Origin of the sequence: Microbispora catharanthi, from assembly GCF_006334915.2 — a bacterium.
GTDB lineage: Bacteria > Actinomycetota > Actinomycetes > Streptosporangiales > Streptosporangiaceae > Microbispora > Microbispora catharanthi.
Window position 1 is genome coordinate 479571 of sequence record NZ_VDMA02000003.1, and the last position, 22551, is coordinate 502121.

Genomic DNA, 22551 nt, shown 5'->3' on the forward strand with positions numbered 1-22551 from the left:
GTGGAGCACACCGATCCCCAACTGGCCGAGGCGAGCGCAGGGGTCAGCGCCTACCGGCTGCTCAGCCCCGACCTGCAGACGGTCGGCCTGCGCACCCACCAGGCCCGCTACGACAACCTCGGCGAGGCGCGCTTCCCCCGGCCCGCCGAGGACTTCATCGTCGCCAGCCGGTTCGCGCCCTGGGACCGGGAGGCCCAGCTCTCGGGCGCGGACTACTTCGGGGACGTGATGGCGACCGCGCTGTCGGTGATCGACCACGAGTCGGCGCCCGAGGCGGACGTCGTCGAGCTGCCCGCACCGCTGGAGGTGCCGATCGCGCTGGACGAGGCCGTCGCCCGGCGGCGGAGCGTGCGCAGGTACACCGGCGACCCCGTGGCCCTCGCCGAGCTCGGCACGATGATCCGGTTCGGCGGCGGGATCACCGGGGAGGCCGACGGCGAGCTGATGCGCGGCGGCACCGCCACCTATCGGTTCCGCGCGGTGCCGAGCGGCGGCGGCCTCTATCCCGTGGAGATCCACCTCGCCGCGCTCGACGTGCCGGAGCTGCCCGTCGGCACCTATCGCTACAGCCCGGTCGAGGACGTGCTCGTCCGCACCGGGGACCGGGCGACCGCGGACCGGCTTCGCGACTCGTTCGCGATTCCCGGCGGGATCATCTCCGTCGAGAGCGCGGCCGCGGTCGTCCTCCTCGTCGCCCGGCCCTGGCGGTCCATGCGCAAGTACGGCCCGCGGGGCATGCGCTTCGTCCTGCACGAGTGCGGCGGCATCGCGCAGAACATGCACCTCACCGCGACCGGGTTCGGCCTGGGCACCACCGACTGCTCCAGCTACGTCGACGACCTGACCAACGAGGCGCTCGGGCTGGACGGCGTGCTGTCCTTCGTCGCGCACACGATCTTCGTCGGATGGCCGGGATGAGCGACGCCCGGCCGCTGCTGATCTACGTGCACATCCCGTTCTGCAGCTCGAAGTGCCACTTCTGCGACTGGGTCACCGAGATCCCCACCGCCGAGCTGCTGCTGCGCCCCGCCGACACGCCCAGGCGGGCGTACATCGACGCGCTCTGCCGGGAGATCAGGGAACGCGGGGCGGACCTGACCGGCCGCGGCTACCGCCCCGCCATCATGTACTGGGGCGGCGGCACGGCGAGCATCCTGGCCGAGCACGAGATCGCGCGGATCGGGGCCGCGCTGCACGAGGTGTTCGACCTGTCCGGCGGGATGGACGAGGCGACCATCGAGTGCAGTCCGGAGAGCCTCACCCCGGAGAAGCTGGCGGCCTTCCGCGACGTGGGCTTCCGGCGCTGGAGCAGCGGTGTCCAGTCCTTCGACGAACGGCGGCTGCGCACGCTGGGCCGCAGCCACGACGCGGCGCAGGCGCGACGCGCCGTCGAACTGGCGGCCGAGGCGGGCTTCGACGACCGCTCGATCGATCTCATCTGCGGGCTGCCGGGCGAGAGCGTGGAGGAGGCCGCCGACTCCGTACGGGCCGCCCTCGACCTGCCGGTCACCCACGTCGCCCTCTACCCGTACCGGCCCGCGCACGGCACGGTGCTGCGCCGGCAGGTGACCCGGGGCACCACGGAGATCCTGCGTTCCGAGCAGAAGGCGGCCTACGGGCGGGCCGCCGCGCTGCTCGTGGACGCCGGGTTCCCCGAGTACGCGATGAGTCACTTCGGCCACCGGCGCTGCCTCAGCGACCTGGCCTACTTCCAGCTCCGCATGGACTGGGCCGGCTTCGGCTCCGGCGCCACCTCGCTGATCGGCGGGGAATACCTCGCGCACCGGCGCGGCTTCCTGTCCGCCTACAACCGGGACCCGCTGCACTTCGACGAGCGCTACCCCGCCGCCTCGCCTGCCATCGCGGCCCGGCTGCTCTACCAGTCGCTGACCACCTTCGAGGGCGCCTCGCGCGACCTGTGGCGGGAGCGCACGGGAACCGATCTGGACGAGGTACTGGCGCTCGGGCCCTGCCGTCACCTGCTCGGCTTCCTGGAACGGGTGGCCGAGGTGCGCTCCGACGCCGACGGCGTGCGGCTGCGCCGCGACCAGATCGCGGACGCCTTCATCGACCTGCAGTTCGCGGGGATCGCGGCGGGCGGGGGGCACGGGTCGCCCGAGCTCCCCCGGACGGCCGCGTTGCTGGGCTGACGGCACGGACCCTGAGAGAGGAATGGCCCCGAATGACACCGCCGATGCAACAGAGCAAGAACGTCAGGATCAAACCGTCCTTCAGCATCGTGGCCCACGACGCCGACACCGTCGAACTGCGCCACGGCGTCTGGAACGTGCGCTCCTACACCCTGACCGACCACGCCAGGACCGGCCGGCTGTACGGCCTGCTCCGCGGCCTCGACGGCACCGCCAGCAGGGCCGACGTGGCGAAGGCCAACGGGGTGACCCGGGCCGAGGTCGAGGCCCTCGTGGACCACCTCGACCAGCTCGGCGTGATCGCGCGGGCGCCGGAGACCGCGCTGGACAGCTATCTGGAGAGCACCGGCGCCTACACCACCGAGGCTCCCGCCCCGCCGGTGGTCGTCCTGGGCGGCTACGCGCTGGCAGCGGCGACGGCCCGGGTGCTGGACGGCAGCCTGCCGGGCGGTGTGGAGGTGGCGGGTGAGGACGACCCGCTGCACCGCGCCCTGCTGGAGGCCGATCCGGTCGCGCTGGAGGACGGGCTGACCTTCGAGCGGTTCACCGAGCGGTTCGAGCCGTGGCGCGGCAAGGTGCTGGTCCACGTCGCCGAGGAGCCGCACCCGCTGCGCCTCAGCGTGCTCAACCGGGTCGCGCTGGCGCTGCGCACGCCGTGGATCCAGGCGGCCGTCGACGGCCCGATGCTGCTGATCGGCCCCGCGTTCTCCCCGCCGGCCTCGGCCTGCTTCGCCTGCTTCGAGACGCGGGTGCTGATGAACCTGCGGGAGTCGGCCGCCTACCAGCGGTACAAGGACGCCCTCGTCCGGCGGTCCATACGGGCCGGCGAGCCGCCCACCCTCGACGCGCTGCGCGCTTTGGTCGCCGGGCACGTCGGGCTGGAGGCGCTCAACCTGGCGCTGACCGGGACCACCACCACACTCGGCAAGGTCCTGGGCATCTACGTGCCGACGATGGAGATCGCGTACTCCGAGGTGCTGCGGCTGCCCGGCTGCCGGGCCTGCGGACCGGTGCCCGAGCGGGAGGCGACCGAGCTGTACTTCGACGTGCGGCGGTGGATCGATGCCTGACGTGACGACCCCATCGTTGACGGCCCCGCATGACGCGTTGGCCCCGCATGACGTGATGGCCCCGCGTGTCGTGGAGGCCCCCGACCAGTTCACCGCGCGGCTGCGGGCCCGGATGCACTCCCCGCTGTGCGGCCTGATGCCGTCCATGGGCTTCCTGCAGCGACAGCGGGGCGGCCCGCGGCTGATGGTGGCGGGAGGCGAGCTCACCGGCGTGCACGTGCTGCGCGGCCTGCCCGCGCCGAAGATCGGCGCCTATCACATCGGCGGGTACGGCCTGCGCCCCTTCGAGTCGCACATCAGGACGCTCGGCGAGGTGGTGGAGCGGTACGGCGGCTACATCGCCCCGGTGAGCGGGCGGTTCCCGATCCGCTACGCGACGGCCGAGGAGCTGACCGCGGCCGGAGAGCACTGGGACGCCGGTCCCGCCGAGCCGTACGGCGCGGAGCAGTACGGCCGTCCCGGGTTCCCGTTCCGGCCCCGGCGGGACGGCGACGTGCTGGGCTGGGTGCGGGCCACCCGGCTGGGCGACGGCCGCGACTGCTGGGTCCCGGCCCAGTTGCTGCTCGTCGGCTACGTCGTCCAGGACACGAGGGGCGAGCCCTGGCTCGCGCCCGCGGTGTCCACCGGAACCGCCGCGCACACCGACCCCGACCGCGCCGCGCTCAACGCTCTTGAGGAGATGGTGCAGATCGACGCGGCGCTCAGCCACTGGTATGGCGGCAGCCGGTCGACGCGGCTCCGGCCGGGGGCCAGGACCGCGGCGCTGCAACGGGTCATCGGCGGCTCCTTCGAGGTGCGGGGCGACCAGCCGGAGTTCCACCTGCTCCCCAGCGCCGACCTGCCCGGGTTCACCGTCGCCTGCCTGATCCGCAGCGCGGACGGCCGCCTGCCCGCCGTGGCCGTCGGTCTCGGCATCGACGGCGTGCTCGAACGGGCCATGTACCGGGCGCTGCTCGAGGCGGCGGGCGTCCGGGGCCTGGCGGTCTGGTCCGCGCTGCAGCAGCGGTTCGAGCAGGGCTCCGCCGTGCGGGAGGACATCTTCGACCTCGAATCCAACGTCTCCCTCGCCGCCACCCCCGAGGGGGCGCGGGTGGTCGAGGAGAGGTTCGGCGACTGCGACGACGCGTCGGCCGACGACCTGCCGCCCGACGACGAACGGCCGGCCGGGGCCCGTGCGCGCGACCTCGTGCGGGCCTTCCACGCCACCGGCAAGCGCCTCTACGCGGCCGACTTCACCACCGTGGACGTCGCCGACCTCGGGTTCGTCGTCGCCCGCTTCTGGTGCCCCGACCTCGTGACCCTGCCGCTGCCCAGCGCCCCGCCCGCGGCGCACGCGCGGTTCGCCGCGTACGGAGGATTCCGCCGCCATGACCCCCACCCCTATCCCTGACGCCCCCCTCACCGACACCAGGGCGTACGCGCTGACCGCGCTGGCCCTGCTGTCCCTGTCGTGCCTGACGCTCGCGGCCCACCTGCACACCCGGTGGGCATGGGTACGGCGGCTGCCGCTCCTCGGCGTGCATGTGCTGCTCATGGGCGCGCTGGTGGCCGCGGGGGCGGTGCTGCTCGGCCCCGGCTCGGCGCTGCTGCCGGTGCCCGGGCACCCGGCCGGCTGGTGGGGGCTGCCGGCGGGCGCCGTGCTCGGGGCGGTGCTCGGCCTACTGATCGTCCGGGTCGACCTGGCGATCACCACGGCCTGGCGTACGGCACGCCCCGCTGCGGCCCGCCCGGCGCCGCAGCGGATGACGGCGGCGCGCCCGGCGGGGTTCGCCGCGTCGGGCACCCGGGTGTCCGAGCGCCGCCGCACCGGCCTGGTGCGCGCCCGCAACGACTACGCGCCGACGGGCGGCGACCTGCGGGTCCGGCTCGAACTGCTGGTCGCGGTGGCCGTCGGGGAGGAACTGGTCTTCCGCGGCCTGCTGACCCGGCTCGCCCTCCTGCTCCCCGGCGTACGGCTCGAGGCCGGCGCGCTGGTCCTGGCGGCGGCGGTGTTCGCCTGCTCCCACGTCTTCTTCGGCTGGGTGCAGGTGCTCGCCAAGACCCCGCTCGCGGCGGCGGCGTGCGCGGCGACGCTGCTCACCGGCAACGTGCTGGCGGCGGTCGTCGCCCACGTCGTGTTCAACGTGTGGGTCTGGCGCTACCGGCGAAGCGAGCCGGTGGCACGGCGGACCCCGGCCCGGGGCATGTGGGGGGCGCCCGCGTGAACGACCTGCCCTGGCCGCTGAAGGCGCTCGTTCTGACGGTGTTCGTCGTCCTGTACTACAAGTACGCCAAGAGCGCGCTGTTCGCCCTGTGCCGCCGGGCCGCCCACCTGCTGCCGTTCGGCCGCCGCTGGGACGCCAGCGAGCGTGGCAGCGTCCTCGAACTGGCGGCGGCCGGCGCGAGCCACGTGCTCGTCGTCGCCGTCCTCGTCCTCGTCACCGGGATCGACCTCACCCGGTTCGCCGCCGGCTTCGACCGGCCGGGCCTCATCGCGCTCGGCGCGGCGATCGGCGTCGGAGAGGTGGCGCTCGGGTCGCTGCTGTGCCGCGTGCTGATCGAGGGCGTGCAGGCGGCGGGCCGGCGCCGCGCCGGTTCCGTGGCGGGCGGGGTGCGAAACGGGGTGCGGAGGGGGGCGCGGGGCGAGGTGAGGGGCGCGCGGACCGCGCCCGCGACCGCCGGGGGCGCCGTGGACGGCGCGGTGGAGAGCGGGGAGCGCATGCGGCAGTGGCTCGGCCTGTCGCGCGGCGGCTGGATCAGGCACCACCTCAAGACGATGGAGGTGGTCTCCCTCCCCCTCGCGCTGGCGCTCACCGCCACGCAGGTCGGCAGCGAGGAGGTCGTCTTCCGCGGGCTGGTGCTGTCGTGGCTGCGCGAGGCCGGGCCGGTCCTCGCGATAGGGATCTCCTGCCTGCTCTTCACCGTCATGCAGGTCTTCCTGATGTCCTCCTGGCGCGCCGCGATGTTCCCGGTGGTCGGCGCGATCGTGATGGGCGTCACGCACAGCGTCCTGTTCTGGCACTACCCGGTGCTGATCCCCCTCGTGGTGGCGCACGTCACCTTCTTCCTGTTCGCCGTGGCCTGACCGATCGCCGTGACCTGACTTGGAGAAAGGACCGCACATGTTCCACGGCCTGTCCCTGCTGCCCGACTGCGCGCCCGCGACCAAGGCGCCCGACGACTACTTCCGCGACGTGCTGCTGCTGAGCCGCCTCGCCGACCAGGGCGGCATGAGCCACGTGAAGATGACCGAGCACTACCTCGGCGCCTACGGCGGCTACTGCCCGAGCCCGCTGGCGTTCCTGTCCGCGGTGGCCGCGGCCACCACGCGGATCCGGCTGATGACCGGCTGCGTGCTGCCGGTCTTCCACCACCCCGTACGGCTCGCCTCCGAGGCGGCGATGGTCGACGCGATCAGCGGGGGACGGCTCGACGTCGGCTTCGCCCGCGCCTACCTGCCCCAGGAGTTCGAGGTGTTCCAGGTGCCGATGGACGGCAGCAGGGAGCGCTTCACCGCGACGGTGGAGACCGTGCTGCGGCTGTGGACCGAGGAACGGGTCAGCGTGGACACGCCGTTCTTCCGGTTCGAGAACGTGACGATCCTGCCCCGGCCGGTGCAACGCCCCCACCCGCCGGTGTGGGTCGCGGCGGTGCGCTCGCGCTCCAGCTTCGCCTGGATCGGCGAGAGCGGCCACAACCTGCTCGTCACCCCCGCGCTCACGCCGCTCGCCGAGATGAGCGACCACATCGCCGTCTACCGCGAGGCGTACGCCGAGGCGGGGCACCCGGGCTCCCCCCAGGTGGTGGCGAGCCTCCCCCTGTACGTCGGTGACAGCGACGAGGAGGCGTGGCGGACCGCCGACCCGCTGCTCCGGGCCTACCTCGACGTGTGGGCGTCGGCCACCGAGTCCTGGTTGTCGGCCGCCTCGGCGGACTACACCGGCTACACGGGCATGAGCCGGGCCATCCGGGCGCTCGACCCCGCGACGTTCCGGACCATGGGCAGCGCCGTCGTCGGCGCCCCCGCCACCGTCGCCGAGCGCGTCGAGGAGATCGCCGAGGTGCTGGGCGTCGACGGGTTCCTGTGGCAGATGGACTTCGGCGCCGTGCCCGGGCAGGTCGCCGTGGCGAGTCTCGAACGGTTCCTGGACAAGGTGCTCCCGAGCCTCTAGGGGTTGTGATGACCAAGAACGTGTTCGTGCGCGCCCTGCTGGCCGGGGCGGCGCTGCTGCTCCTCACCGGCCTGCCCGCGCGGCCCGCCGCGGCCTCGGCCGCCGGATGCCGTCTGGTGTCCGTGCCGGTCACCCTGGCCGCCCAGAAGACGACGCTCAGGGGGACGCTGTGCCGCCCGTCCGGACAGGCCCCGGCCGCCCTGCAACTGCTGCTCGCCGGCGCCACCTTCGACCAGGCGTACTGGCTCACCCCGGCCGACGCGCACTCCCCCCCGTACGTCCGCTACATGACCGACGCCGGATACGCCGTGCTCGCCCTCGACCGGCCGGGCAGCGGCCTCAGCGATCGCCCGCCCGCGCAGGACGTCACGCTGAGCACGGAGGTCGAGGCGATCCACGAGGTGGTGGGCCTGCTGCGGGCGGGGAAGGTCGACGGCCACGCCTACGGCCGGGTGATAGGCGTGGGCCACTCGTTCGGCTCCAGCGTCCTGGTGACCGACGCGGCCCGGCACGGCGACCTCGACGCGGTGGTCGCGAGCGGTTTCGTCCACTCGGTCGGGCCCAAGCTTGACGCGCTCAACCAGGCCATCGTGCCCGCCGCGGACGACCCGGTCCTCGGGCCGAGGCGTCCGCCGTCGGGTTACCTGACGACCCAGCAGGGCAGCAGGGCCGGGCTGTTCCTCGACACGGCGGACGCCTCGCCGGCGATGCCCGCGGTCCTGGAGCTGACGAAGGCGACGATGACGAGCGGCGAGCAGGCGACGCTCGCGGAGGCAGGCGATCCCGCGATCTCCGGCGCCGTCCGCGTCCCGGTCTTCGTCGCGGTGGGGCAGCACGACGACCTGTTCTGCAACGGGCCATACCTGCAGTGCACCGACGCCGCCGCGGTCAAGACCTGGGAGAGCTGGTTCTATCCGGCCGAGGCCCGGCTGGAGACCTTCGTGCTCACCGGGGCAGGGCACGCGCTCAACCTGCACCGCAACGCCGGGGACTTCTTCGCCGCCGTACGCGGCTGGCTGGACGGGCTGTCCCCCACCGGCCCCTGATCTCAGGGACGCCTGCAGGCGACCATCGACGTACGGGCGTGCGGCCCGCCGTACCAGAACCTCCAGCCGAGGTCGTGGACCTCGACGTCGGCGGCGCCGCACTCCGTGAGCACCTCGGCGTATCGGCGGGCGTTGCGGAAGTCGGCGATCCGCAGCAGGCCGCCCGGTTTGAGCACGCGGAAGGCCTCGCGCACCGCCTCCGCGCGGCCCTCCTCCTGGGGGATGTTGTGGATCGCGAGGCTGGAGACGACCAGGTCGAACGTGGCGTCGTCGAACGGGAGGTCGCGCATGTCGCCGGTGACCAGGTCGACCCGGTCGGCGACGCCCTCCGCGCGCGCGTTGGCCCAGGTGGCGTCCTGGTTGTTGCCCGACTGGTCCCTGGTCGACCACAGGTCGATGCCGGTGGCCCTGCCGGACGACAGCCGCGCCGCGGCCTTGAGCAGCACCAGGCCGCGGCCGCAGCCCAGGTCGAGGGCCTGCTCGTCCCCCTTCAACCCGAGCCGGTCGAGTTCGGCGTCCCAGACCTCGAACTTCCCGCGAAGGGTCGTGTGCGCGAACAGCGCCGCGCCCACGACCAGCACGATCCCGCCCACGAGGAGCACGACGGCCGGGATCGGCCAGCCGATCCCGAAGAGCACGGCGGCGAGTGCCAGCTCGGCGATGCCGCCCAGGGTCAGTCCGGCCAGCACGCCGGGGGCGTCCACCCCATAGTTCGCACGCGGATTTACCACCGTTAGTTCTTACCTCTGACTTACCTGTCATGTACAGGGTTTCTCGGGGGAATGATCCGGGTTTCCCGATCGATGCCCCTTGACGTGCGCGGGAGTGCCGTGGCATGCCGTCCCCCTGGGTGCGTGACGTGCTCTTTCCGGCTCTCCTCATGAGGGTGATATAGCTTTTCGACCGTTATTCGCGCCCATTGAGGACTTATCGATCCAATGGGTGCTTTCTGCTGCGATGACCGTCCGTTTGGCGCACACCCGCGTACGGCGGGAGCCGCCGGACCCGGAGCCGCGGGCACGCGCCGGACGCGGGAGGATGGCGGCATGAGCGTGACTCTCTCCGATGCCCGCGTCGTCACTCCCGACGGCGTCCACGACGGCTGGCTCACCATCGAGGACGGCAGGATCACCCATATCGGGCGCGGGCAGGCCCCGCGCGACGGGCTCGGCCTGGGCGGGCGCACCGTCGTCCCCGGCTTCGTCGACATCCACAGCCACGGCGGCGCGGGCGGGAGCTTCCCCGACGGCGATCCGGAGACCGCCGCCGCGGCCGCGGCCCTTCATCTGAGCCGGGGCTCGACCACCCTCGTGGCCAGCCTGGTCACCGCCGCGCCCGACACGCTCGCGCGGGCCGCCTCGGCGCTCGCCGACCTGTGCGAGCAGGGCCTGCTTGCCGGCATCCACTTCGAGGGGCCCTACATCGCCAGGTCGCGCTGCGGCGCGCACGAGCCCACGCTGCTGCGCGAGCCCGACGTGGCGGAGTTCCGGGCGCTGGTGAAGGCCGGGCGGGGTCACGTCCGGATGCTGACGATCGCGCCCGAGCTGCCGAACGCGCTCGACGTGATCAGGGACGCCGCCGCCGAGGGCGTCGTCGCCGCGCTCGGCCACAGCGACGCGACCTATGAGCGGACGATCGAGGGGATCGACGCCGGGGCGACGGTGGCCACCCACCTCTACAACGCGATGCCGCCGCTCGGCCACCGCGCACCCGGACCGATCGCCGCCCTGCTCCAGGACGAGCGGGTGACCGTCGAGCTGATCAACGACGGCGTCCACGTCCACCCGGCGATGCTGCGCCTGGCCATGCACGCCGCGGGCGCGGGCCGTACGGCCCTGATCACCGACGCGATGGCGGCGGCGGGCATGGGCGACGGGCGTTACCCGCTCGGCCCGATGACCGTCGACGTCGTGGACGGGGTGGCCCGCCTCGCCTCCGACACCCCCGGAGGAGGCTCGATCGCCGGCAGCACGCTCACGATGGACGTGGCCTTCCGCCGCACCGTGCGGGAGGTCGGGCGCTCACTGGTGGACGCCGCGCTGACGGCCTCGCTCACTCCCGCCCGCGTCCTCGGACTGGACGGCGAGATCGGCTCGATCACGGTCGGCAAGTACGCCGATCTCGTGGTGCTCGACGACGACCTGAGCGTCGGCGGCGTGATGAAGCGCGGCGCCTGGGTCCGCCACCCCTGACCGATCCCAGGAAAGCCGAAGGCCGGGCCCGCCGGGCCCGGCCCTCCCTGGCAGTGGCTCAGCGCTGCGGCGGGGCGACGACCACCTCGACGCGCTGGAACTCCTTCAGGTCGGAGTAGCCGGCGGTGGCCATCGTGCGGCGCAGCGCGCCGAGCAGGTTCATCGAGCCGTCGGCCAGCGACGACGGGCCGTGCAGGATCTCCCGCAGCGTGCCGATCGTGCCGAACTCGACCCGCTTGCCGCGCGGCAGCTCGGGGTGGTGGGCCTCCGATCCCCAGTGGAACCCGCGGCCGGGGGCCTCGCTGGCCCGTGCGAGCGGCGAGCCCACCATGACGGCGTCGGCGCCGCAGGCGATCGCCTTGGCGATGTCGCCGGAGCCGCCCATGCCGCCGTCGGCGATGACGTGGACGTAGCGGCCGCCCGACTCGTCCATGTAGTCGCGGCGGGCCGCGGCCACGTCGGAGATCGCGGTGGCCATCGGCACGACCACGCCCAGCACGTTGCGGGTGGTGTGCGAGGCGCCGCCGCCGAAGCCGACCAGCACGCCGGCCGCGCCGGTCCGCATGAGGTGCAGCGCCGCCGTGTACGTCGCGCAGCCGCCCACGATGACCGGGACGTCGAGCTCGTAGATGAACTGCTTGAGGTTGAGCGGCTCGGCCCGGCCGGAGACGTGCTCGGCGGAGACCGTCGTGCCGCGGATCACGAAGATGTCCACGCCCGCGTCGATCACGGCCTTGTGGTGCTGCACGGTGCGCTGCGGCGACAGCCGTACGGCGGTCGTGACACCGGCCGCGCGGATCTCCTCGATGCGCCGGCCGATCAGCTCGTCCTTGATCGGCGCGGTGTAGATCTCCTGCAGCCGCGCGGTCGCGGCGGCCCGGTCGAGGGTGGCGACCTCCTCCAGGAGCGGCGCCGGGTCCTCGTAGCGGGTCCACAGCCCTTCGAGGTCGAGCACGCCGAGGCCGCCCAGGCGCCCGATCTCGATGGCCGTCTGCGGCGACACGACGCTGTCCATCGGGCTCGCCACGAGCGGAGAGTCGAACCGGTAGGCGTCGATCTGCCAGGAGATCGACACCTCCTCCGGGTCACGGGTGCGCCGGGAGGGCACGATGCCGATCTCGTCCAGCGCGTAGGCACGCCGCCCGCTCTTGCCGCGCCCGATCTCCACCTGTGTCATATCGCCTGTTCTTTCCGTTTCTTCCGGTACGACCTAGCGCCCGTGGTAGTTCGGAGCCTCGACCGTCATCTGGATGTCATGCGGGTGGCTCTCCTTGAGCCCGGCCGCGGTGATCGGCATGAGCTGCGCCTTCTCGTGCAGCTCTTCGATCGTCCGGGAGCCGGTGTACCACATGCCCTGCCGCAGGCCGCCGACCAGCTGGTGGGCCACCGCCGCGACCGGGCCGCGGTAGGGCACCTGGCCCTCGATGCCCTCGGGGATGTACTTGTCCTCCCCGGACACCCCGGCCTGCGCGTACCTGTCCTTGCTGAACGACGCGCCGCCGCGCTCGCGGTTGCGCACCGCGCCCAGCGATCCCATGCCCCGGTACGACTTGAACTGCTTGCCGTTGATGAAGATCAGCTCGCCGGGCGACTCCTCGCAGCCGGCCAGCAGCGAGCCGAGCATGACCGTGTCGGCCCCGGCGGCCAGCGCCTTGGCGATGTCGCCCGAGTACTGCAGGCCGCCGTCGCCGATGACCGGGATACCGGCCGGGCCACACGCCAGCGCGGCCTCGTAGATGGCGGTGAGCTGCGGGGCGCCCACGCCCGCGACGACCCGGGTGGTGCAGATCGAGCCGGGCCCGACGCCCACCTTGACCGCGTCGGCGCCCGCGTCGACCAGCGCCTGCGCGCCCGCGCGGGTGGCGACGTTGCCGCCGATGACGTCCACCCGGCCGTTGGCCTTGATCTTGGCGATCATGTCGCACAGGCCGCGCGAGTGCCCGTGCGCGACGTCGACGATGATGACGTCCGCGCCCGCCTCGATCAGCGTCATGGCGCGCTCCTCGGCGTCGCCCGCGACGCCGACCGCCGCGCCGACCATCAGGCGGCCGTCGGCGTCCTTGGTCGCGAGCGGGTACTGCTCGCTCTTGGTGAAGTCCTTGACCGTGATGAGGCCCTGCAGGCGACCGGCCTCGTCCACGAGCGGGAGCTTCTCGACCTTGTTCTGCCGCAGCAGCCGGAACGCCTCGTCGCGGTCGACGCCCACCGGCGCCGTCACCAGCGGCATCGGGGTCATGACGTCGCGCACGGCCCTGCTCTGGTCGCTCTCGAACCGCATGTCGCGGTTGGTGACGATGCCCACGAGCACGCCGTCCGCGTCGGTGACCGGGACCCCGGAGATCCGGTAGGTCGCGCACAGCCGCTCGACGTCGGCGAGGGTGTCCTCGGGAGAGCAGGTGACGGGGTTGGTCACCATCCCCGCCTCCGACCGCTTGACCAGGTCGACCTGCTGCGCCTGCTCCTCGATCGAGAGGTTGCGGTGCAGGATGCCGATGCCGCCCTGCCGGGCCATCGCGACCGCCATGCGCGCCTCGGTGACCGTGTCCATCGCGGCCGACACCAGCGGGATGCGCAGCGTGATGGTGCGGGACAGCCGGGTCGTCGTGTCGGCCTCCCCCGGCTGCAGGTCCGAATATGCCGGAACGAGTAGCACGTCGTCGAACGTGAGTCCCGGTTCGGTGAACTTGGCCATCTGCTGCACCCCTCCTGCGCTGTGGGTCCTCGCGCGTGGGTCCCTCGCCAGACCCGAGGTCAGTCTAGTGGGCGCCCCAAACCGCATCCGGCAGACCTGTCAAGGGGGAGGGCACAAAAAGTGGGGGGACCGGCTTCCGGTCCCCCCACTTCCCCGCGTCGCGCCCGCCACGCCCGTCGAGCCCCCCTCCGCGCCCGGCAGACGGGGCGTTCCCGGCTAACGCTGGGTCAAGAATGCGTCACGCAGCGTCCACGCGCAATGGCGTAACGTGCAACTGCACAAAGATGCATTTCCTGTCTCTCGAAACTACGCCCGAAACAAATGCCGACCCCTCACATCCATACAAAAGCCGCCACGCTCAGCCCTGCCAAATGTGTGAACGGGACGGACAGCGCGGAAAATCCGAGCTATTCTCGCGACTCGAAGCGAGGCGGGGATGGGGCGGAAGTCGGCGCACCGGACGCTGGGAAACGTTTTCTCCCAGGGGCCGGCGAGCCAGTGGATCGAGTGCGCCCAATGCGATCAGCGCGGCGCGACCGGTGCGGTGCCATCGGCGCCGTGCGACCAGTGTGATCACCGACGGAGCGAGCATGAGTACGACGCGCAACGCCGCCTCCCCGGCCGACCCGTTCGAAAGCCTCGGCCTCTCCACCGACCAGGCGGCCCTCTACACGGCCATGCTGCGGCTGCACCGCGCCACGCTGACCGAACTCGCCGAGGCGGTCGACCGGCCCGCCGAGGACGTGCTCGACGCCCTGAACGGGCTCGTACGGCTCGGCGCGGTGAACCGGCGGCGGGAGGAGTTCCTCGCCCGCCACCCGGCCGCGGCGATCGGACGGCTGGTGGCCGAGAGGCTGGACCGCATGGCCCGGGAGACGCGCCAGATCGACGAGGTCCTCGCGGCGGCGGGGCGCCTGACCCACCACTACGACGCGGGGCTCGACTGGCGCAGCGGGCGGTTCTCGGTCGAGCCGGTGAGCGGCGCGGACGAGCTCTGCGAGAGCGTGATCGGCCTCGCGCTGCAGGCGCCCCCCGCCGAGCTGGTCATGGCCGTGCCGGACCGCCGCACCATGGCCAGGTTGGCGGACGGGTACGGCGACCAATGGATCCAGGCCGCCGCGGACGGCATCCTGCGCCCGCGGATGGTCGTCGCGCTCGACGCCGTGTCCGCACCCGCCGTGCGGGAGGTGTGCGCGCGGTTCTCCGCGGCGGGCGCGGGACTACGCGCCCTCGACGCGGTGCCGAGCTGGTTCTTCGCGCTCGGCGACGGCACCGCGGGGCTGCCCGCCGAGTGGGGCGTCCCGCTGCCCGAGCACTCCTACAACTGCTACCTGGTCCACGCCCCGGTGGCGGTGGGGGCGCTGCGGGCGCTGTTCGAGGCGCTGTGGGCCCGGGCCGCGCCGATCTCCCCGCACAACAACGCGCTGCAGGTGCTGCGGCTGGCCGCGCACGGCCTGTCCGACGACGCCATCGCCCGCCACCTCGGGGTCTCCGTACGCACCGTGCGGGCCAGGTTCGCCGAGGCGATGTCGGAGCTGGGGGCCCAGTCCCGCTTCCACGCCGGAGTGGAGGCGGCCCGCCGCGGCTGGCTGTGACGCCCGCGTCGCGGGGCACGGCCCGACGAGCAGATGAGGCGCACTTTCGCTCGTGGAGGGGGCCGTGGTCATAAGGTGGGATGCGTGCTGGAAGACGTCCCCCGCGACCCGTTCGCGGATGACCCCAACGACCCCGCGTCGGAGCTTGGAGCGCCCGACGACGTGGAGCCGCTGACGCTCGCGGAACGCGACGAGGCGCTGACCGATCTCGCCGACGTGGAAGTCTTCCGTTCCCTGCTCGAACCCCAGGGCGTGCTCGGGCTGGTCCTCGACTGCCCGGAGTGCGGCGAACAGCACTACTTCGACTGGGACCTGCTGCGCGGCAACCTGCGCCAGATGATCGACAACGGCCGGCCTCAGGTTCACGAGCCGGCCTACCAGCCCGATCCGGCCGACTACGTCAGCTGGGAGTACGCCCGGGGCTACGTGGACGGCGTGATCGACACGGAGGAGAGCCACTGACCGTCCACGTCGGCGACGAGCGCGCCGAGCAGCCGGATGGCGGCGTCCGTGCCGCCGACCGGCTCGCGGCGGGCGAGCGCGTCGAGGACGGCGTCCGTCCGCATTACTTCGCCCTCCACGTCGGCATCGCCGTACGACCCGAGGTGGCGAGCCGTACGACGACGTTTCGTGGTCACGCAATCGACTCCAGCTCGGCCAGCTGCCGGAGCCTGGCGAGCGCACGATGCTGCGCGACCCGGACGGCACCTGGTGACATGCCGAGTACATTACCCGTCTCCTCGGCGGACAGGCCCGAGACCACCCGCAGAATGAGGAGCTCGCGCTGGGTGTCCGGGAGCCGGGCGAGCAGGTCGCGGGCGTGCTGCGCCTCGATGTAGCGCACCACCGTCTCCTCCGGCCCGGGGCCCTCGTCGGGCCCGTCCGGCAGGTCCTGCGTGGGCACGGCCGAGCGGACCGAACTGCGGAGGGCGTCGGCCACCTTGTGGGAGGCGATGCCGAAGACGAACGAGGCGAACGGGCGGCCCATGTCGCGGTAGCGCGGCAGCGCCGACAGCACCGCGATGCACACCTCCTGGGCCACGTCGTCGGCGATGTGGTACTGACCGGACACCCTGCCCAGTCGAGCCCTGCAGTAGCGGACCACCATCGGGCGCAGGTGTCCCAGCAGTGATTCGATCGCGGTGCGATCTCCCTTTACGGCAAGGCTGGTCAGTTCCCTGAGGTCGGGCTCATCCGATCTCGTCGCAAGCCTTACCCCAGTTGCGGCGTCGGCGACGCATCCCTCGGTCACGTTAGGCATGATGCCCGTCGCGATCGTTCATGTCGTCATGGTTAACGGCTACGGATTGGTCACATTGACGCGTCGATAACGGTCCGTAATCAATTGATCACTCGATCGTTGGAACATTCCAACCGTAATGCCCAAAACGAGGGATATACGCCTGACGGCTTGACAGGGAATAAGAAGCATGCCGGTCGTTCGCATTGCCCGCGAGCCGGCTTCGCCCCCGGCGGCCCGTCCCATGCGCAGAACGGGCAAGGGGCGTAAAAGCCGTGCGCCCCGCGGTCCGCCCTTGCGGGCGGGCGCGGGGCGCGATGCGCGGAAGGCGCGGGAATCAGTGGCCGTGACCGTGGCCGTGGCCGTGACCGCCGTTGGCGGCCGGAGCCTCCTCCTCGGGCTTGTCCACGACGAGGGCCTCGGTGGTGAGCAGCATGCCGGCGATGGACGCGGCGTTCTGCACGGCCGAGCGGGTCACCTTGACGGGGTCGATGACGCCCTGGGCCACCAGGTCGCCGTACTCGCCGGTGGCGGCGTTGAGGCCCTCACCGGCGTTCATCGCGGCGATCTTGGTGGTGACGACGTAGCCCTCCATGCCCGCGTTCACGGCGATCCAGCGGGCGGGCTCGATCAGCGCCTTGCGGACGATCGAGACACCGGTGGCCTCGTCGCCGGTCAGGCCCAGGTCGTCGAGCTCCTTGGCCACGTGCACGAGCGCGGAGCCACCGCCGGAGACGATGCCCTCCTCGATCGCGGCGCGGGTCGCGGAGATCGCGTCCTCGAGGCGGTGCTTCTTCTCCTTCAGCTCCACCTCGGTGGCGGCGCCGACGCGCAGCACGCACACACCGCCGGCCAGCTTCGCGAGACGCTCCTGGAGCTTCTCACGGTCCCAGTCGGAGTCGGACTGCTCGATCGCCACCTTGATCTCGCGGACGCGGTCCTCGATCGCCTGGGCGTCGCCGGCGCCGTCCACGACCGTGGTGGTGTCCTTGTTGACCACGACGCGGCGGGCCGTGCCGAGCACCTCGAGGCCGACGTGCTCCAGCTTGAGGCCGACCTCCTCGCTGACGACCTGGCCGCCGGTGAGGATGGCGATGTCCTGCAGCATGGCCTTGCGGCGGTCGCCGAAGCCGGGGGCCTTGACGGCGACGGAGGTGAAGGTGCCGCGGATCTTGTTGGTCACCAGGACGGCCAGGGCCTCACCCTCGACGTCCTCGGCGATGACCAGCAGCTGGCGCTTGCTCTGGGCGATCTTCTCCAGCAGCGGCAGGAAGTCCGCGATGGAGGAGATCTTGCCCTGGGTGATGAGGATGTAGGGGTCCTCGAGGACCGCCTCCATGCGCTCGGAGTCGGTCACCATGTAGTGCGACAGGTAGCCCTTGTCGAACTGGAGGCCCTCGGTGAACTCCAGCTCCAGGCCCATCGCGTTGGACTCCTCGACGGTGATGACACCGTCCTTGCCCACCTTGTCGAACGCCTCGGCGATCAGGCCGCCGATCTTCGCGTCCTGCGCGGAGATCGTCGCGACGTTGGCGATCTCCTTCTTGTCCTCGACGTGGCGGGCGCTGCCGAGCAGCCGCTCGCTGACGGCCTGCGCGGCCTTGTCGATGCCGCGCTTGAGCCCGAGCGGCTGCGCGCCGGCGGCCACGTTGCGCAGGCCCTCGCGGACCATGGCCTGGGCCAGGACGGTCGCGGTGGTGGTGCCGTCACCCGCGATGTCGTTGGTCTTGGTCGCCACTTCCTTGGCGAGCTGGGCGCCCAGGTTCTCGTACGGCTTGTCCAGCTCGACCTCGCGAGCGATGGTCACACCGTCGTTCGTGATCGTCGGGGCACCGAACTTCTTGTCGATGACGACGTTGCGGCCACGGGGGCCGAGCGTCACCTTGACGGCGTCGGCGAGAGCGTTGACACCACGCTCGAGAGCGCGCCGCGCGTCCTCTTCGAACTCCAGGATCTTCGGCATTCAGGTCTCCTTGTGAGCGCGCGGAGCCCCGGGCACGTGGTCCCGGGGCTCCGCAAGCCGGCGCGGCCTACTACTTCTCGATGATGGCGAGCACGTCGCGGGCCGAGAGCACCAGGTACTCCTCGCCGCCGTACTTGACCTCGGTGCCGCCGTACTTGCTGTAGAGGACGACGTCGCCCTCCTTGACGTCGAGCGGAATGCGCTTCTCGCCGTCCTCGTCCCAGTTGCCCGGGCCCACAGCGAGGACACGGCCCTCCTGCGGCTTCTCCTTGGCGGTGTCCGGGATGACCAGGCCGGATGCGGTGGTCTGCTCGGCCTCAAGCGGCTGGACCACGATGCGGTCGCCGAGCGGCTTAACGGGAACCTTGGTGGCGGTCGTCACGATCGGACCTCCCCTTCAGATTGCGATGAATGAGCTGAAGAGGCGACCAGCGGCCTGCCGTCGCGGGTGTCAGACCTGTCTCGTCGCTATTGGCACTCTCACTGGGAGAGTGCCAACACGAAACAGTATGCAAGTGGCGCGTGACAGTCAACACGAACCGGCATCGCAGGTCAGACGCATCTGGCGGCAACCCGCTCGAGATCGCCCGTTCAGCCGTCCGCCGCGCCGGCGTCGGCGCCCGTTCGCGTGATCCTGCGCATGCCCGACGGTCAGGCGCGGGAGGCGTACGAACCGGAGCGGACGTCGTCGACGATGCCGGGCCGGCTCGGCTGCCAGCCGAGGACCTTCCTGGCGAGGTCGCCGCTCACCACCTGGCTCAGGGCCAGGCCCTCGGCGAACGGGCGGCCGAGCACCTCGCTCGCCTCGCCGATCGGCCACGGCACGGCCTTCCCCGTACGGCCCGCGGCCGCCGCCACGTCGGCGACGCTCACCGCCTCCTCGGCGATCGCGTGGAAGAGGCTCCCCGGCTCGGCCTTCTCGATCGAGGCCACGAGCAGGTCCGCCAGGTCGTCGACGTGCACGGTCGCCCAGGTCGGCACCGGGCCGCCCGCATGGACGTACCGGCCGCCCTCTCCCTCGGGGGAGGCGAGCAGCGTGGGGATGCCGGCGCCCCGGCCGTACACGATGCCGGGCCTGACGACGACGCCGCCCGCGTCCAGCACGAGCCTTTCCAGGCGCGGACGGTAGCGGGAGGCGGGGATGGGGTTCACCGGCGCGTCCTCGCCCGCCGCCTCGGTGGTGGTGCCGAGCACCCAGACGCCGCTGATGTAGACGAGCCGCGCGCCGCCCCCGGTGAGCGCCTCGATCGCCGCGACGTCCACCGCCTCGTCCCCGACGGGGTTGGCGGCGTGCACGACGACGTCGATGTCCGGTGTGACCGCCTCGCGGAGCGTCTCGGGCTCGTGGACGTCGCCGTGGCGTACCTCACCCGGCACGGCGGCGTCGCGGGCCTTCGGCCGGACGAGCGCGACCACCTCGTGGCCGCGTTCGGCGAGGCGCTCCGCCAGCGCAGAACCGATGTACCCCGTCGCCCCGAGCACCAGGACCTTCATCTCTTTCACCTCAAATACTTCGATGCTTGACTGTTCGACGAAGAAGGTACCCCACCTCCGGCCTACATTTCAACGTCGAAGTGTCGGATACGATGACGAGTGGAGGAGGAGCGGCGAGGAGGACCCGGACCGCGCGCGCGATGAACGACACCCTCACGAACGACACCGCCGACGACGACACCGCCGACGACGACACCGCCGGCAGCGACGCCGTCGACCAGATCCTCGGCCAGTGGGCCCGGGTGCGCCCCGACGTGGACTGCTCGGCGATGGGAGTGGCCGGGCGGATCTCCCGCGCGTCCCGCCTGCTGGAGAAGGGCATCAAGGAGTACTTCGGCGGGCACGACCTCGAACCGTGGGAGTTCGACGTGCTCGCGACTCTCTTCCGCTCCAACCCTGATCACCGGCTCTGCATGAGCGATCTCGCCACGGCCGCGATGGTCAGCTCCGCGGCGCTCACCAACCGGGTGGACCGCCTCGTCGTCAAGGGCCTGGTGCACCGGGAGGTCTCGCCGTCCAACCGCCGCATGGTCCTGATCACCCTCACCGGCGAAGGCCGGGCCGTGGTCGACGCCCTGCTGGCGGGTCACGTGGCCAACGAGGAGCGGCTGCTGGCCGCCCTCACCGACGAGGACCGGGAGCGGCTGTCCGGCCTGCTCTGCAAGCTGCTCACCTCGCTCGGCGACGTCGGCTCCTGCTGACCGCCGGGCAGGCGGTAGCGTCGCGGGCGTGGACCTGGACGCCTTCCGCACGCTGCTCACGCCCACCGGGCGCGGGGCCCTGGACGAGGCCGTGAAGATACTCGCCGACGGCGCCGATCCCGTGGCCGCCGCGAGCGCGTTGCGCCGGAGCCACCCGGCGGACCTGGCGGCGGCGGCGCTCACGCAGGCGTCGCTGCGACGGCGGGCCGAGGCCAAGTTCGGCCCCGACGCCGCCGTCATGTACTTCACCCCCCACGGGCTGGAGCAGGCCACGCGCCCCGAGGTCGCCGCACACCGCGCTGCCAGAATCCGGGCCGCCGGAATCCGGGCCACCGGAGAGCCGGAGGGCGGCCCTGCCGTGCTGGACGTCTGCTGCGGGATCGGCGGGGACCTGCTCGCACTGGCGAGGGCGGGCTGCCCGGTGGACGCCGTGGACCTCGACCCGCTGACCGTGGAGATCGCCCGTGCCAACGCGGCGGCGCTCGGCCTGTCCCGCCTGGCCGGCGTCCGCACGGGCGACGCCGCGCTGGCCGACCCCGGCGGATACGGCCTGCTGTTCGCCGACCCCGCCAGAAGAGGGGCGAGGGGACGGACCTTCGACCCGATGGCGTACTCCCCCACGTGGCCGGTCGTGCTCGACCTGATGGCCCGCGCCCCGGCGGCCTGCCTGAAGGTGGCTCCCGGCATCCCGTACGAGTTCATCCCGGAGGGCGCCGAGGCCGAGTGGGTGTCATACCGGGGCGAGGTGAAGGAGGCGGCGATCTGGACCGGGATGGGGCCGGGCGGCCGGCGCGCCACCCTGCTGCCGTCCGGGGCCACGCTCACGGCGTCCGGCGCGGAGGCGGAGACCGGGCCGGTGAGCCGCTACCTCTATGAGCCCGACGGCGCCGCGGTGCGGGCCCATCTGGTCGCCGAGGTCGCCGCCCTCGTGTCGGGCCGCCTCGTCGATCCGCGGATCGCCTACATCACGAGCGACCGTCTCGTACGCACGGGATGGGCGCCCTGCTACGAGGTGACCGACGTCATGCCGTTCTCGCTCAAACGGCTGAGAGCGGTGCTGCGCGAACGGCGCGTCGGCGCGGTCACCATCAAGAAGCGCGGGTCCGCCGTCGACGTCGAACGGCTGCGCAAGGATCTGCGGCTTTCCGGTGACAATTCCGCCGTGATCGTGCTCACCCGTATCGAGGAACGACCGTTCGCCCTGCTCTGCCAGCCTGTGACCAGCACGAACGGATAAAATCGGAACAATTCACCGGCAATTACCGCCTTTCTCATTCCACGCCTGATGGCCGCGGGTCAGGGCCTAAAGTTGGCCGTCGGGCGTCCGCCTGTTCGTTCATCTGCGCGAGACCGGGCCGAACCGATGTTTCGGCGAGTGAAGGAGCATTCTCGGTGGAGCATTCCAGCCACAACCTCCTCCAGGCGGGCAGCCAGACCGCCATCTCCGACCGGATGCGCGAACTGCTCGCCCGGGCGGCCCAGGACCACGTCTACGAGCAGCGGACGCAGGGCGCCGTGCTCGACGAGATCCGCCAGCGGCTGGAGGGCATGGAGTGGCTGCTGCGCGAGGTGCGCGAGCGCGAGCTGGGCGGCCTCGGCATGACACTCGAGGTGATCACCCAGCGGCTCGACGACATGACGGTCAGGCCGCCCGCCTGGGCGGAGGGGCTGGCCCAGCACATGGAGCTGCTGCGCGACCACGTGGACGACGTCGGCGGCCGCACTCAGGGCCTCGCCGACCGGATGGCGGACGTCGCGCACCGGCTCGGCAAGTTCCAGGGGAGCATGGAGGCCGCCGCCGGGCGGTTCACCCGGATCGACAAGGCCCTCGCCGCGCTCACCGAGCGCACCGAGCGGCTGGAGGCCGTCGTCGTCGAACGGCTGGACTCGGTCGGGGGCCGGATCGAGGCGGTGGAGAGCGGGGTCGAGGGCATGGACGCCAGGGTGACCGCTCTGGGCGCCGGCGTCGGCGACGTCGCCGCCGGCGTGGATGAGATGAGCACCACCATCGCGGGCATGAACGCCGACCTCACCTTGGCGGCGGGAGCCGTCGTGCCCCTCGCGGACGCGGTGCGCAGCAGGCCGGACCGTGAGCAGATCGCCGAGACCGTCTCGGACGCGGTCACCCGCGCCATGGAACCGGCCCGGGGCGACGTGGCCCGGCGGCTCGCCGCGCTGGAGGAGACCATGCTGGCGCTCGCCGAGGTCCTCCTGCGCCCCGCCCGCGGCCACGCCGACTGAGAACCGCCCCCGCCGC

General features: G+C 72.2%; 22 protein-coding genes. 14 read left to right on the forward strand and 8 right to left on the reverse strand.

Features of this window, described 5'->3' with window-relative positions; genetic code table 11:
* Genes FH610_RS07865 through FH610_RS07900 form a run of 8 tightly spaced genes read left to right on the forward strand, consistent with a single transcriptional unit; the run spans position 1 to position 8417 of the window.
* Complete coding sequence (locus FH610_RS07865) at positions 1-918, forward strand: SagB/ThcOx family dehydrogenase (protein ID WP_139573606.1); 918 nt, start codon at positions 1-3, stop codon at positions 916-918.
* Positions 906-2150: a coproporphyrinogen-III oxidase family protein gene (locus FH610_RS07870; protein ID WP_139573607.1), complete on the forward strand. Its 1245-nt coding sequence runs from the start codon at positions 906-908 to the stop codon at positions 2148-2150. Before FH610_RS07865 ends, FH610_RS07870 begins: the two co-directional genes overlap by 13 nt.
* A gap of 44 nt (positions 2151-2194) precedes the next feature.
* Positions 2195-3220 carry a TOMM precursor leader peptide-binding protein gene (locus FH610_RS07875; protein WP_161627942.1) on the forward strand — a complete coding sequence of 342 codons (1026 nt, stop codon included), beginning with the start codon at positions 2195-2197 and terminating at the stop codon, positions 3218-3220.
* A 55-nt stretch (positions 3221-3275) separates the two neighbouring features.
* Positions 3276-4610 carry a YcaO-like family protein gene (locus FH610_RS07880; protein WP_161627943.1) on the forward strand — a complete coding sequence of 445 codons (1335 nt, stop codon included), beginning with the start codon at positions 3276-3278 and terminating at the stop codon, positions 4608-4610.
* The gene (locus tag FH610_RS07885; RefSeq protein WP_139573610.1) at positions 4588-5424 is read left to right on the forward strand and encodes a CPBP family glutamic-type intramembrane protease; all 837 of its coding nucleotides are present in this window, start codon (positions 4588-4590) and stop codon (positions 5422-5424) included. The genes FH610_RS07880 and FH610_RS07885 overlap by 23 nt, the downstream gene beginning before the upstream one ends.
* Positions 5421-6284, forward strand: a complete 864-nt coding sequence (locus tag FH610_RS07890) for a CPBP family intramembrane glutamic endopeptidase (protein ID WP_139573611.1) — start codon at positions 5421-5423, stop codon at positions 6282-6284. Before FH610_RS07885 ends, FH610_RS07890 begins: the two co-directional genes overlap by 4 nt.
* A gap of 37 nt (positions 6285-6321) precedes the next feature.
* Entirely contained in the window at positions 6322-7371 is a 1050-nt protein-coding gene (locus tag FH610_RS07895; protein ID WP_139573612.1) for an LLM class flavin-dependent oxidoreductase, read from the forward strand.
* 8 nt (positions 7372-7379) lie between these two features.
* The gene (locus FH610_RS07900; RefSeq protein ID WP_139573613.1) at positions 7380-8417 is read left to right on the forward strand and encodes an alpha/beta hydrolase; all 1038 of its coding nucleotides are present in this window, start codon (positions 7380-7382) and stop codon (positions 8415-8417) included.
* A 2-nt stretch (positions 8418-8419) separates the two neighbouring features.
* Here FH610_RS07900 and FH610_RS07905 read toward each other — a convergent pair whose 3' ends face one another.
* Entirely contained in the window at positions 8420-9148 is a 729-nt protein-coding gene (locus FH610_RS07905) for a class I SAM-dependent methyltransferase (protein ID WP_139573614.1), read from the reverse strand.
* Between the two features lie 315 nt (positions 9149-9463).
* Here FH610_RS07905 and nagA point away from each other — a divergent pair, with 315 nt between their 5' ends.
* A complete protein-coding gene (gene nagA / locus FH610_RS07910; protein WP_139573615.1) occupies positions 9464-10609 on the forward strand; it encodes an N-acetylglucosamine-6-phosphate deacetylase in 1146 nt (381 codons plus the stop codon).
* A gap of 58 nt (positions 10610-10667) precedes the next feature.
* Here the strand turns inward: nagA and FH610_RS07915 are convergent, their stop codons facing one another.
* Together FH610_RS07915 and guaB are read right to left on the reverse strand one after the other, a co-directional pair.
* Positions 10668-11786, reverse strand: a complete 1119-nt coding sequence (locus FH610_RS07915; protein WP_182898521.1) for a GuaB3 family IMP dehydrogenase-related protein — start codon at positions 11784-11786, stop codon at positions 10668-10670.
* 33 nt (positions 11787-11819) lie between these two features.
* Complete coding sequence (gene guaB, locus FH610_RS07920; protein WP_139573616.1) at positions 11820-13301, reverse strand: IMP dehydrogenase; 1482 nt, start codon at positions 13299-13301, stop codon at positions 11820-11822.
* Between the two features lie 590 nt (positions 13302-13891).
* Between guaB and FH610_RS07925 the strand changes: the two genes are divergently transcribed.
* Positions 13892-14896: a helix-turn-helix transcriptional regulator gene (locus tag FH610_RS07925; protein WP_139573617.1), complete on the forward strand. Its 1005-nt coding sequence runs from the start codon at positions 13892-13894 to the stop codon at positions 14894-14896.
* A gap of 84 nt (positions 14897-14980) precedes the next feature.
* Positions 14981-15358, forward strand: a complete 378-nt coding sequence (locus FH610_RS07930) for a DUF5319 domain-containing protein (RefSeq protein ID WP_139573618.1) — start codon at positions 14981-14983, stop codon at positions 15356-15358.
* Here the strand turns inward: FH610_RS07930 and FH610_RS07935 are convergent.
* From FH610_RS07935 to FH610_RS07955, 5 genes are all read right to left on the reverse strand, one after another.
* Positions 15319-15534 carry an anti-sigma-D factor RsdA gene (locus tag FH610_RS07935; protein WP_139573619.1) on the reverse strand — a complete coding sequence of 72 codons (216 nt, stop codon included), beginning with the start codon at positions 15532-15534 and terminating at the stop codon, positions 15319-15321. The two genes, FH610_RS07930 and FH610_RS07935, sit on opposite strands and share 40 nt — an antisense overlap.
* Entirely contained in the window at positions 15531-16157 is a 627-nt protein-coding gene (locus tag FH610_RS07940) for a sigma-70 family RNA polymerase sigma factor (RefSeq protein ID WP_139573620.1), read from the reverse strand. The genes FH610_RS07935 and FH610_RS07940 overlap by 4 nt, the downstream gene beginning before the upstream one ends.
* Before the next feature lie 316 nt (positions 16158-16473).
* Entirely contained in the window at positions 16474-18099 is a 1626-nt protein-coding gene (groL, locus tag FH610_RS07945; RefSeq protein WP_139573621.1) for a chaperonin GroEL, read from the reverse strand.
* A gap of 70 nt (positions 18100-18169) precedes the next feature.
* Complete coding sequence (groES, locus tag FH610_RS07950; protein ID WP_030508383.1) at positions 18170-18481, reverse strand: co-chaperone GroES; 312 nt, start codon at positions 18479-18481, stop codon at positions 18170-18172.
* Positions 18482-18750: 269 nt separating this feature from the next.
* On the reverse strand, positions 18751-19593 hold the full coding sequence (locus FH610_RS07955; RefSeq protein ID WP_139573622.1) for an NAD-dependent epimerase/dehydratase family protein: 843 nt from the start codon (positions 19591-19593) through the stop codon (positions 18751-18753).
* A 140-nt stretch (positions 19594-19733) separates the two neighbouring features.
* Here FH610_RS07955 and FH610_RS07960 point away from each other — a divergent pair, with 140 nt between their 5' ends.
* The 3 genes from FH610_RS07960 to FH610_RS42775 all read left to right on the forward strand — a co-directional run bounded on the left by FH610_RS07960 (position 19734) and on the right by FH610_RS42775 (position 22535).
* Positions 19734-20294, forward strand: coding sequence for a MarR family winged helix-turn-helix transcriptional regulator (locus FH610_RS07960; RefSeq protein WP_139573623.1), 561 nt, complete (start codon positions 19734-19736; stop codon positions 20292-20294).
* Between the two features lie 28 nt (positions 20295-20322).
* Complete coding sequence (locus FH610_RS07965; protein WP_139573624.1) at positions 20323-21531, forward strand: class I SAM-dependent methyltransferase; 1209 nt, start codon at positions 20323-20325, stop codon at positions 21529-21531.
* Positions 21532-21686: 155 nt separating this feature from the next.
* Positions 21687-22535, forward strand: coding sequence for a hypothetical protein (locus FH610_RS42775; RefSeq protein ID WP_161627944.1), 849 nt, complete (start codon positions 21687-21689; stop codon positions 22533-22535).
* Positions 22536-22551 lie beyond the last annotated feature (16 nt).